The 12,206-nt window shown below is 50.3% G+C and carries 9 protein-coding genes and 1 pseudogene; 1 reads left to right on the top strand and 9 read right to left on the bottom strand.

The window, feature by feature from the left end; all coding sequences use genetic code 11:
• From ribE to glyA, 6 genes and pseudogenes are all read right to left on the bottom strand, one after another.
• Complete coding sequence (ribE, locus tag XMM312_RS07680; RefSeq protein ID WP_173480132.1) at positions 1 to 474, bottom strand: 6,7-dimethyl-8-ribityllumazine synthase; 474 nt, start codon at positions 472 to 474, stop codon at positions 1 to 3.
• A gap of 6 nt (positions 475 to 480) precedes the next feature.
• Positions 481 to 1,596 carry a bifunctional 3,4-dihydroxy-2-butanone-4-phosphate synthase/GTP cyclohydrolase II gene (ribBA, locus tag XMM312_RS07675; RefSeq protein ID WP_173480131.1) on the bottom strand — a complete coding sequence of 372 codons (1,116 nt, stop codon included), beginning with the start codon at positions 1,594 to 1,596 and terminating at the stop codon, positions 481 to 483.
• A gap of 13 nt (positions 1,597 to 1,609) precedes the next feature.
• Complete coding sequence (locus XMM312_RS07670; RefSeq protein WP_173480130.1) at positions 1,610 to 2,275, bottom strand: riboflavin synthase; 666 nt, start codon at positions 2,273 to 2,275, stop codon at positions 1,610 to 1,612.
• Positions 2,276 to 2,284: 9 nt separating this feature from the next.
• Positions 2,285 to 3,382, bottom strand: a complete 1,098-nt coding sequence (gene ribD, locus XMM312_RS07665; protein ID WP_254442891.1) for a bifunctional diaminohydroxyphosphoribosylaminopyrimidine deaminase/5-amino-6-(5-phosphoribosylamino)uracil reductase RibD — start codon at positions 3,380 to 3,382, stop codon at positions 2,285 to 2,287.
• Between the two features lie 137 nt (positions 3,383 to 3,519).
• Positions 3,520 to 3,981: pseudogene (gene nrdR, locus XMM312_RS07660) on the bottom strand (transcriptional regulator NrdR); the annotation flags it as partial.
• 95 nt (positions 3,982 to 4,076) lie between these two features.
• Positions 4,077 to 5,330 carry a serine hydroxymethyltransferase gene (gene glyA / locus XMM312_RS07655; protein ID WP_173480128.1) on the bottom strand — a complete coding sequence of 418 codons (1,254 nt, stop codon included), beginning with the start codon at positions 5,328 to 5,330 and terminating at the stop codon, positions 4,077 to 4,079.
• 269 nt (positions 5,331 to 5,599) lie between these two features.
• Between glyA and ettA the strand changes: the two genes are divergently transcribed.
• Positions 5,600 to 7,258, top strand: coding sequence for an energy-dependent translational throttle protein EttA (gene ettA / locus XMM312_RS07650; RefSeq protein WP_173489009.1), 1,659 nt, complete (start codon positions 5,600 to 5,602; stop codon positions 7,256 to 7,258).
• Positions 7,259 to 7,319: 61 nt separating this feature from the next.
• On the opposite strand, the gene XMM312_RS07645 is transcribed toward ettA, so the two are convergent.
• From XMM312_RS07645 to radA, 3 genes are all read right to left on the bottom strand, one after another.
• Positions 7,320 to 9,944 carry a PAS domain-containing protein gene (locus XMM312_RS07645; RefSeq protein ID WP_173489008.1) on the bottom strand — a complete coding sequence of 875 codons (2,625 nt, stop codon included), beginning with the start codon at positions 9,942 to 9,944 and terminating at the stop codon, positions 7,320 to 7,322.
• Between the two features lie 144 nt (positions 9,945 to 10,088).
• Positions 10,089 to 10,724, bottom strand: coding sequence for a hypothetical protein (locus tag XMM312_RS07640; RefSeq protein ID WP_173489007.1), 636 nt, complete (start codon positions 10,722 to 10,724; stop codon positions 10,089 to 10,091).
• 15 nt (positions 10,725 to 10,739) lie between these two features.
• Entirely contained in the window at positions 10,740 to 12,116 is a 1,377-nt protein-coding gene (radA, locus tag XMM312_RS07635; protein WP_173489006.1) for a DNA repair protein RadA, read from the bottom strand.
• Between the last annotated feature and the right edge of the window lie 90 nt (positions 12,117 to 12,206).

Below are 12,206 nucleotides of genomic sequence, written 5' to 3'. Positions count from 1 at the left end.
TTAAACCTCAAGTTGGCGAAGAAGACTCACCATCTCAACAGCTGATAGCGCGGCTTCAGCGCCTTTGTTACCTGCTTTCGTGCCAGAGCGCTCGATTGCCTGCTCGATAGAGTTCACTGTCAGAACGCCGTTTGCAACTGGGATATCAAAGTCGAGAGATACCTGGGCTACACCTTTAGACGCTTCGTTAGAGACGTACTCAAAGTGTGGCGTACCACCACGAATTACCGCACCCAGTGCGATGATTGCATCATCTTGTTTCTGTTGAGCGACGCGCTTAACCGCCAATGGAATCTCAAACGCACCCGGTACACGAACGATGCGGATATTATCTTCAGAAACGCCGTGGCGTTTAAGAACGTCGATAGCACCTTCTAATAGGCTCTCTACGACAAATGAATTGAAACGGCCAACAACGATTGTGTAGCGACCATTTGCAGCGACAAAATCGCCTTCAACTACTTTTACACTCATGATCTTTTACTCTGCAAAAGGGATGTATTCATCAATCTCAAGATCAAAGCCTGAGATTGCATTAAATTTCATTGGTGAACTGAGCAGGCGCATTTTGCCTACCCCAAGATCACGTAGAATCTGTGAACCAGTACCTACTGTCAGGTAAGCGCCGGACGCGCTGACATTCACTTTAGACGGTTTAGAACCACTGGTGATCTGGCTGATAGAGTCGCCAAGATCGATGCGATTACCACTATCCAGAAGCAGGGCAACACCCTTACCTTCTGCAGCGATACGCTCTAGTGCGCGACGCAGTGTCCACTTAGCTTCACTCTCCTCAGCTACGCCAACCACGTCACGCAGAACTTCAGAGCGGTTGTGTACACGAACCATAGTCGGCTCATCAGCACTGATATCACCTTTGTGAAGTGCAAGGTGGGTACAACCGAGGATCTCATCGTTATAGGTCGTGTAATTAAATTGACCGTAATCTGTCTCCAGTGAACCGGTGTCTGCCACCGTCACTGTCTGTTCATTAGTCGTACGGTAGTGGATTAGATCCGCAATGGTACCGATCTTCAAACCGTGCTCTTTAGCAAAGATCTCAAGATCGGGACGACGCGCCATGGTGCCATCTTCGTTCATCACTTCGACGATCACAGACGCTGCGCTCATGCCTGCCATACGAGCTAGATCACAACCCGCTTCTGTATGACCGGCACGGCTTAGAACACCACCTGGTTGCGCCATCAATGGGAAGATGTGACCCGGCTGAACGATGTCCTCAGGTTTAGCATCACCCCGCACGGCTGTACGCACAGTATGGGCACGATCAGCGGCTGATATACCCGTGGTCACACCTTCAGCCGCTTCAATAGAGACCGTGAAGTTGGTGGAGTAGGCTGCACCGTTGCTCTGCACCATCAGCGGTAGGTTCAGACGTTCACAGTGTTCACGCGTCAGGGTAAGACAGATTAGACCGCGGGCATTCTTCGCCATGAAGTTGATGTCATCTGGACGCACCATTTCGGCCGCAATCACTAGATCACCTTCATTCTCACGATCTTCATCATCCATCAAGATAACCATCTTACCTTGGCGAATGTCGTCGAGTAGCTCTTCGACGCTGTTTAATTGCATATCCACTCCTAAATTAACGCCTGTGCATAAAGCCTGCAGAGGCCAACATCTCCAATGAAATCCCTTCACTGGACGATTCAGATTCCTGCTTCGTTTGAAGCAAACGCTCTAAGTAGCGAGCGATCATATCCACTTCGATATGAACACCATGCCCCACTTCATACTGACTAATGATCGTCGTATCTGCCGTATGAGGCACAATGTTGAGGTGAAAACTGTCTGCATCAACACTGTTCACCGTCAAACTTACGCCGTCTATTGTAACCGATCCCTTCGGCGCGATATAGCGAGCTAACGAGCTTGGCATGTCGACGGCGATGCGCACTGAGCGGGCATCGCGCTCAATGGAAGCGATGCTACCCACACCATCGACATGTCCAGAGACTAAGTGCCCGCCTAGACGGGTTGTTGGCAGCAGTGCTTTTTCAAGATTGACCGCTTCACCGGGTTGCAGATCCATCAATCGAGTATGTGCCAGACTCTCTTGCGAAACATCGGCCGTGAAATGTTGCTGATCATACTCAATGACGGTGAGACAGACCCCGTTGGTGGCAATACTGTCACCTAATGCCACATCAGACATATCCAATTGACCCGTTGCTAAGGTCAATCGAAGGTCGCCACCAACCTCTTGTTTGGCAGCGACGGTACCGATCGCTTCTATAATTCCGGTAAACACCTTCTGCTCCTAAACCGTCCAGGTCATACGAAGATCATGACCAAACTGTCGGACATCTTTCAGTTTCATCTCGATCGCTTCAGACATCTCAGTTAATGGAAGCTCAGCTAGCGGGCGTGCATCAGACCCCATCAATTTAGGTGCCATATAGTGAACCAACTCATCCACTAGCCCTGCTTCTAGCATGGCTCCGGCTAACTGGGCGCCACACTCAACCAACACCTCATTACAGGACTCTTTTTCCGCCAAATAGCTAAGCAACTGCGGCAGATCGATACGCCCTGCCTCGTTCGCTAGTTGAACCTGTTCAGCACCCTCAAGTAGGTTGCAGTCGTTTGCAGCGACAACCTGTAAGGTTCTGCCAGGCAGCGCCAGCATCTGGGCTGAGGCTGGCAGTCTTCCCTGAGAATCCAGTACCACGCGCAACGGCTGACGACCTTCAGTCAGCGGCACAACGGATGCCGGCAACTGAGCTTCTCGAACCGTCAAAGCAGAGTCATCTTGTAGTACCGATCCGACCCCGGTAATCACTGCACTACTGCGGGCACGCAATCGTTGCACATCGGCACGCGCTTCAGGCCCAGTAATCCACTGCGACTCACCCGATGCCATGGCCGTTCGGCCATCAATACTGGTGGCAAGTTTCAATCTAACAAAAGGACGGCCGCGCTCCATTCTGGAAAGAAACCCAGGATTCAGTGCCCGCGCTTCACTCTCAAGTAACCCGGCAGCCGCATCGATTCCCGCCGCTTTCAACATTGCAATGCCTTTTCCGGCGACTTCAGGGTTTGGATCAACCATGGCCGCAACGACACGCGTCACTCCGGCGTCGATGAGTCCTTGAGAGCAGGGTGGCGTCCGACCAAAGTGGCTGCAGGGTTCCAGAGTGACATAGGCAGTCGCACCGGTTGCATCACCGGCCGCTTTTAACGCGTTGACTTCTGCATGGCCCTCACCGGCGCGCTGGTGGTAACCCTCGCCGATAATCACACCATCGCGCACCAATACACAGCCGACTCTGGGGTTAGGGTCTGTGGTGTAGGTGCCTTTAGCCGCCAGCTGTATGGCTCTTGCCATGTACTGGCGATCTTCGATCGTAAAACTCAAAGTAGCTCGTCTCCAAACAGATCTGGACTATCTGGAACCTGTGGCTCCGGTTTTTTCTGACGAGATTTACGACTCGGTTTCGATTTAGGTTCTGGTTGGGCGTTAGCCGTCAGTGCCGATTTCGAGGCACTTTTAGTCTCAACTACTTCGGGCTCAGCTAGACGCTCAATTTCAAGTTTAAACTCATTGATGTCTTGGAAGTCACGGTAGACCGAAGCAAAACGAACGTAAGCGACCTGATCAAGCTTACGCAGTTCAGCCATGACCGCTTCGCCGACCAGTTTTGACTCAATTTCACGCTCTCCCGGTGCACGCAAACGCTGCTTTACACGGTTCAAACAGGCTTCAATCTGTTCAATACTGACCGGGCGCTTCTCTAGGGAACGTGTAATACCTGAACGGAGTTTCTCTTCGTCGAACGGCTGGCGACTGCCATCATTCTTAATCAGACGCGGCATTAACAGTTCAGCCGCTTCAAAGGTGGTGAATCGCTCATGACAGCTCACGCATTCGCGACGACGACGAACCTGCTGACCTTCTGAGATCAGTCTTGAGTCGTTCACTTTGGTGTCCGATGCGCCACAGTAGGGACAATGCATATTGGCCTCTCAGTGCTGTTAAAAGAGCGAAAAAGGGCAGCTCAATGCTGCCCTCGGTATTCTATGTGGTTGAGAGCGAACTCTCAAATCCACAATTAAGCGTAAACTGGGTATTTCGCGCAGATCGCTTTAACCTGCTCTTTAACGCGGTTGATCACATCATCATTGTCGATGTTCTCAAGCACGTCACAGATCCAGTTAGTTAGCTCAGCCACTTCAGCCTCTTTGAAGCCACGACGAGTAACGGCTGGAGTACCGATACGTAGACCTGAAGTGACGAACGGTGAACGTGGGTCGTTTGGAACCGAGTTCTTGTTCACAGTGATGTTAGCACGACCTAGTGCCGCATCAGCATCTTTACCGCTGTACTCTTTGCCAATTAGGCTCAGTAGGAATAGGTGGTCATCAGTACCGCCAGAAACGACATCAAAGCCACGCTGCTGGAATACTTCAGCCATCGCCTGTGCATTCTTAACAACCTGTGCTTGGTACGCTTTCCACTCTGGCTCCATCGCCTCTTTGAAGCAGACAGCCTTAGCCGCGATAACGTGCATCAATGGACCGCCCTGAGACTCTGGGAATACCGCAAAGTTCAGTTTCTTCTGCAGCTCTTCATCAGCGCGCGCAGATAGAATCAAACCACCACGTGGTCCGCCCAGTGTTTTGTGAGTCGTTGTTGTCACGACGTCAGCGTATGGCAGTGGGCTTGGGTAAACGCCAGCAGCCACTAGGCCTGCAATGTGTGCCATATCGACAAATAGGTATGCACCCACTTTGTCAGCGATTTCACGGAACTTAGCCCAATCAACGACACGCGAGTAAGCAGAGAAACCGGCAATGATCATTTTCGGTTTATTTTCTAGAGCAAGACGCTCAACTTCCGCGTAGTCTAGGTCACCGTTCTCATCAAGACCGTACTGGAAGGCATTGTAGATACGGCCTGAGAAAGAGACTGCAGCACCGTGAGTCAAGTGACCACCGTGTGCAAGGCTCATACCCAAAATAGTATCGCCGGCTTTACAAAGCGCCATAAATACAGCCGCGTTAGCTTGTGAACCTGAGTGTGGCTGAACGTTTGCAAACGTTGCACCGAAAAGCTCTTTAGCACGCTCAATCGCAAGCGTTTCTGCTTTATCAACGTACTCACAACCGCCGTAGTAACGTTTGCCTGGGTAACCTTCCGCGTACTTGTTAGTAAGAACTGAACCCTGCGCTTCCATAACACGTGGGCTGGTGTAGTTCTCTGACGCAATGAGCTCGATGTGCTCTTCTTGACGCGTCTCTTCAGACTGCATTGCTGCCCAAAGTTCTGCATCGTAGCTAGCGATGTTCATATCCTTACTAAACATGGAGATCCCCTGTATTGGTTCAACGATCTGACGACTTTGGCTGCAATCGAGAAGCCTGGTCAGCTCGAAAGATTTTGATGGCGCGCATTATAAGGCAAAACGGGTAGAAAAATCACTTGAAAAGCGATCAGGTCAACCTGCAATTGTTCTCAAGTTTAAGTGTGCCGCCCTGTGATTTGACCGCCCCCTATCTGGTATACTCTGCGCAACCTTTTTAAATGGGTCATGCAACGGCGTTGTAGCCCAGATATTTTGCTAGGAATCAACACATGGCACAGTTTGTCTACTCAATGAACCGCGTTGGTAAGGTGGTCCCACCTAAACGCGAAATTCTTAAAGATATCTCTCTATCCTTTTTCCCTGGCGCGAAGATCGGTGTCCTCGGTCTTAACGGTGCAGGTAAATCAACGCTGCTAAAAATCATGGCAGGCGTTGATCAGGATTACATCGGTGAAGCGCGCCCAATGCCCGGCATTAACGTCGGTTACCTACCGCAGGAGCCTGAGCTGGATGAGACAAAAACCGTTCGTGAAGTGATCGAAGAGGCGGTGGCCGATGTTAAAGGCGCTATGGCTGAGCTGGACGAAGTCTACGCAGCATACGCTGACCCAGATGCTGATTTTGATGCCCTAGCTAAACGCCAAGGCGAATTAGAGAACCTGATCACCGCCAAAGATGGTCACAACCTTGATACAGCATTAGAGCGTGCGGCCGATGCGATGCGTCTACCGCCTTGGGATGCTGAGGTAAAACACCTATCTGGTGGTGAGCGCCGTCGTGTTGCTCTGTGTCGTTTGCTGCTTGATCACCCAGACATGCTGCTACTCGACGAGCCGACCAACCACCTGGATGCTGAGTCGATCGCATGGATCGAACGCTTCCTCCAGGAGTACCCTGGCACCGTGGTTGCGATTACCCACGACCGTTACTTCCTTGATAACGCGGCTGGTTGGATTCTGGAACTGGACCGTGGCCATGGTATTCCATGGGAAGGCAACTACAGCTCTTGGCTAGAGCAGAAAGATGCACGTCTAGAGCAAGAAGCGAAACAAGAAGCGGCTCACCAGAAAGCGATCAAAGCAGAACTTGAGTGGGTGCGCCAAGGCGCTAAAGGTCGTCAATCGAAATCGAAAGCGCGTTTAAAGCAGTTCGAAGAGATGAACTCTAAAGAGTTCCAGACTCGTAACGAGACACAAGAGATCTACATTCCACCTGGCCCACGCCTAGGTGACAAGGTGATCGAACTCAATAACGTGACTAAGAGCTACGGCGATAAGCTGTTGTTCGAAAACCTCAACTTCTCGATTCCACCGGGTGCGATTGTCGGCATCATTGGTGCCAACGGCGCTGGTAAATCGACTCTGTTCCGCATGATTGCCGGTGAAGAGCAGCCAGATTCAGGCTCTGTAGAGCTAGGTTCAACAGTAAAGCTAGCTTACGTTAACCAGTCTCGTGAATTAGATGGCAACAAGACCGTATTCGAAGAGATCTCTGACGGTTCAGATATGATCACCGTCGGCAACTACACCACCCCTTCACGTGCCTATTGTGGTCGTTTCAATTTCCGCGGCTCCGATCAGCAGAAGTTTGTCAAAGATCTTTCAGGTGGTGAGCGTAACCGCCTGCATATGGCGAAACTGCTTAAAGAGGGTGGCAACGTGCTGCTTCTCGATGAGCCGACTAACGACCTGGATATCGAAACGCTACGTGCGCTTGAGGAGGCGATTCTAGCCTTCCCAGGTTCTGCGGTAGTCATTTCCCATGACCGTTGGTTCCTAGACCGTATCTGTACTCACATGATCGCCTACGAGGGTGACTCACAAGTGACCTTCTTTGAAGGTAACTACACCGAGTACGCGGAAGACTACAAAAAACGCTTCGGCAAAGATCATCAGCCAGAGCGTATCAAGTACCGCCGCATGAGCTAAGCTCAACAGCAACAAAAAACCCAGCATCTGCTGGGTTTTTTGTTGTCTCAATGAGACAGTATCAAAGGCTCAATCGACCTCTGGACAGAAGCTCACTGACTGCCTCTTTGAAGGCTTCTGCTGTTAGGGGCTTAGAGAGCACGACGTCTGCGCCCGCCTCTAACATCGTCTGTTTCTGAGAACCAATGGTCGCTGCTGTAACGCCAATAATCGGAATTGAGACCCCCTGTTTTCTGAGGTGTTCGATCATCTCTATTCCGTTCATATTGGGCATAAAGTAGTCCGTCATTACTAGGTTATGATCAGCATTAAATTTAGAGAGCCCAACGACGCCATCTTCGGCTTCATCAACCGAGGCCCCTAGTTTTGTTAAGAGCTTATGCGACATCAAGCGCAGCATATTCTCATCTTCAACAAACAGGATGTTCAATTCTTGCAAGATACGGTTTAGGGCTGACTCATCCAATGAAGTCATTGGTTTTGCCTCTGTTATTTCAGACTCGACTAAATCTTCATCGGTTAACAGTGGAATAGACACTTTAAACAGTGATCCGTTCTCAAGCGATTCATACACAACACTGCCACCAATCTCCTCTATCCAAGTTCGGGTTATATAGAGTCCTAAACCGCTACCCTCAGCAGAGGTTTCACCGCGTGTATGTTGATCAAAAAGATGTTCAATGAGGTCCGCCGGGATACCGATACCATTGTCCGAAATACTCCAAGTGATATAGGCGCCATCGACACAATTGGCTAGAGCAGTATCCATCCTGACCTGCGACCCCCTGGAGTGAAGGCAGGCGTTTTTAATTAGGTTGGTCACAGCAACACGAAGTCGATAGGTATCGGTGAGGAAGTTTTTAGTGACATCTTCCGGATTGAGCGACAGTGATTGATCGAATCTAATACCAGTACTAGCAACAATAGAGGCGACTGCCGATGTAATGGATGCATTGATATCCCTAACCGTAAACAGCTCAGATCGAACAGGACGACTCATGTCAGGGTTAATCAGCATGCGCATATCATCAACCGTGTTGAGCAGGTGGCTAGCAGCCTCCACAACGTCTTGCTTATGATCAAGGAATTCTGTATCAGAACTTGCCGCCAGCATAGAAACCGTAGAAATAGGCGTACGTAATTCATGCGCAATCATTCCGTACATCTCATTCTGCTTTCTCTGAACATCGGTTAATTGGGTCAGTGAGTGTTGCAGAGCCTGCTTAGTTTCAACCTCATCAGTTACATCTTCATGCGTACCGGTAAAACGAGTGACACCACGGCTATCACGACTGACCACCCTGCCGCGATCACGGATATAGATCCAGCGCCCATCTTTGTGCTTCATTCGATGAGTGTTGTCATAAAAATCCGTTTTACCCTCCAGATGAGCCGTAATGTCGGCAAAACAACCCTCAATATCGTCTGGATGCACACGGCTTGACCAGCTTTCAACACTGAACTCGATCTCATCGAGTGAGTAACCCAGCATTTCACACCAGCGCACATCAAAGACCACCTCATTGGTTTGTGGGTTCCAGTCCCAAAGCCCAAGGCGTGTCCCCTTTAGGACCAATTCCAATCTATCTCTATTGTTCTCAAGCTTATGAGAGATGGCTTCAAGCCTGATGCGCTGTCTGCGTTCACGAACAATAAACAATGCCCCAAGACCAAACACAATGACAATAATGACTGACCCGGTCGTCAAAAGTGATACATAATAGTCGCTCAATCCAGGTTGAATTGGGTTAAATCGCTCTGCCTCAGCAGGAATAAGATCAACGCTACCACCTAAACGAACAAACTCGAGCTCATTGATAAGATATTCACTGGTGGAATAGTTATCCTTGAACGATCCAAACGCGGCGTAATCTATGGCGGCCTCAATCGCTCGAGATCCTGCGGCCGATGGAACAAAGACATAACCGCCAACACCGCCGCGCTTGACCAAGTTGTACCAGAAAGGGAAGATGGGTGCCGCCGTGGCCTCATTTAAACGCTCAATCACGGCCCCTGCACCGAGACCTTTGCTGCTTTGATACGCCGTTATAGGGAAATAGAAAATCGTATCTTGTGGCGGAATGGCACCCACCAATTTCACTAAATCACTGATATCTGGCGGTGTATTCACCATCTCTACGGTTGCATAACCATCCTGCGCTAGCTCTTCTAGTAACTGTTTGACAGAGGGTGAGTCTGGTTGAGAGTCGCCGTGCACAATCCAGACTCGAGAGGAGGGAGTTCGCAGGGTTTTAACCAATTCAACCGTGCGGGCTATTCGTAACGAGATGTCTTGACCAATTGCAATCTCATTAGGTGATTCTGAGACCGGGCGAACACTGAGGTTAATCAGCGGTTTATGAGGGTAACGAGATCGTCCCCAATCATAATCGTTCCCCCACCCAGTCAGTACAACATCCGCGGAGTGGATGCTGGACATGGCTGCATCAACCCATCGCTCAGGTGCAACCGCTGCACCATTGGCATCGAACTGACTCTGAATCCTGGTGATTTGAATCTGCTTGCCATAGGGTAACACTGCCTCAGTTATCCCCTTGGCAATACTTACGGCACGCGGATCCCCCGCTGGAGTTTCACTTATAAACGCAATGGAGAGAGTCGCTTGTGACGGGGGCGCATCCGCTGACAGGGCCTTGGTCGAAACAATAGAGGCCAAAGCCAACATTACAATTGCAAGCTTTCGAATTAAGAGCCGGTATTTAAGAGCAGTACAGTGCATCACTTAGCCTTACCAATGTTAGGGTTAACTGTTTTTATTGGAACCTCATTTAAGATTAGTACAAATCGGGGGGTTAGCAAGGGAACGCTATTAGACCTGATCAAAAACCAGATCTGCCTTTCGGCTTCGTTCTACCACCGTTTTAGCGTTCGGAAGGTCGTTGTTCCAAGCTTTTTGCTCAGCCTGCTGTAGTGTGTAGCCATGATCTAACCAACGCTGAATCAGACGACGTTCCAGCTCTTCAAATGTGGGTGATGTGAACACTGTCAGATCAAAATAGGGGGCCAACTCTGACCAAGGCGCCTCGTCTAGTAGAAGGTAGTTACCCTCTACTACGACCACTTCACACCCTTTAGGCAGAAGACCCGCATCGATATGACTCGCCTCAATTGAGCGATCAAAAATGGGGTAACGCACATCAGCATCCGCTTGTTTAATACGTCTTACTAGGCTGATCAATCCCTGCACATCGAAGGTGTCTGGAGCACCCTTTCGATCTAGACGACCTCGTTCGACCAGGATCTCATTGGTTAGATGAAATCCATCCATTGGGATAACAGCGGCCTGTCCATCCCCTTTGGTGTTATTGTAAGTGTCGACCAGCTCCTCAGAGAACGTCGACTTGCCGGCACCGGGCGGGCCAACAACAGCGATGACAACCCGTGTGCCAAGCTGATGATAATTGGTTAACCATGAGAGTAGATGTTGTACCTGTTGTGAAATCATTAGTGCTAACTCAGATTAGATAGAGTCTAAGGCTTCAGAGAGGCGATCAACGGCGATGATCTTCATACCCGGAACGTTCTCTTTTGGCTTATTACCTTTGGGCACAATCGCACGAGTAAAGCCGTGTTTAGCCGCCTCTTTAATTCGCTCCTGCCCGTTTGGCACTGGACGAATCTCACCGGACAAGCCAACTTCACCAAAGACGATCAAGTCGGTTGGCAGTGACTTATCACGAAAACTGGAGACAATCGCCGTTAATAGCGCCAAATCCGCGCTGGTCTCCATGACTCGTATGCCGCCAACCACGTTGATAAACACATCTTGATCACCGGTCATTAATCCACCATGACGGTTCAATACCGCTAAAAGCATCGCCAGTCGATTTTGATCCATCCCCACGGCCACACGTTTGGGGTTGGAGTGGTGCGACGTATCGACTAGGGCTTGAAGCTCAACCAGCATCGGACGGGTGCCCTCCCAGACCACCATCACGACGCTGCCTGGCCTTGCATTATCATCACGACTTAGAAAGATAGAACTGGGGTTCTTAACCTCTTTTAACCCTGTCTCCAGCATGGCAAACACACCCAGCTCGTTGACAGCGCCAAAACGGTTTTTATGGCTGCGCAGTGTGCGGAATCGGCTGTCGCTCTCGCCCTCTAGTTGCAGTGAACAGTCGATCATATGCTCTAGTACTTTAGGGCCAGCCAATGAACCATCTTTGGTCACATGACCTACCAGAAAGATCACCGTGCCCGTCTGTTTGGCGTAACGCGTTAAATAGGCCGCACTTTCACGAACCTGAGATACAGAACCTGGTGCAGACTGGACATCGGAAACGTGCATCACCTGAATAGAGTCGATGACTAACACCTTAGGCTTGAGCTGATCCGCCACATCACAGATAGTCTCGACAGAGGTCTCAGAGAGCATCTTCAGATCCCCAACCGCTAGGCCTAAGCGTTTAGCACGCATGGCGACCTGTTGCAGTGACTCCTCACCGGTCACATAGAGTGCTGGCATATCGGCCACCAGTGCGGCCATGGTTTGTAACAACAGGGTCGATTTGCCGGCGCCGGGATGCCCACCGATCAGCACGGCAGATCCAGGTACTAAGCCGCCCCCTAGGACTCGGTCCAATTCACCGATCTTACTGCTGATACGATCTGTCGCTTTCAACTCCACCTCAGAGAGGCTCACCACTTTCGACTGACCCGCCTCACCGGCATAACCCTGACGACGCACAGCGGCCTGGGCACCACCTGCCGGTGCCGAGCCAAGACGCACCTCTTTCAATGAGTTCCAAGCTTTACAGGCAGTACATTGCCCTTGCCATTTACTGTAATCAGCTCCGCACTCGTCGCAGACGTAGGCTAACTTTGCCTTTGCCATATAAGGTTATTACTCCATAGAAGTTGCGTAAGGTTTGGATTACGCGTACAAAATATCTATCTATTTTGCATTAAGCGTAGATCAATAAGA

The sequence above is a fragment of the Marinobacterium sp. xm-m-312 genome (assembly GCF_013283295.1).
Taxonomy (GTDB): domain Bacteria; phylum Pseudomonadota; class Gammaproteobacteria; order Pseudomonadales; family Balneatricaceae; genus Marinobacterium_E.
Note: the sequence above shows the minus strand (reverse complement) of the source record. Positions and strands in the feature narration are given on the sequence as shown.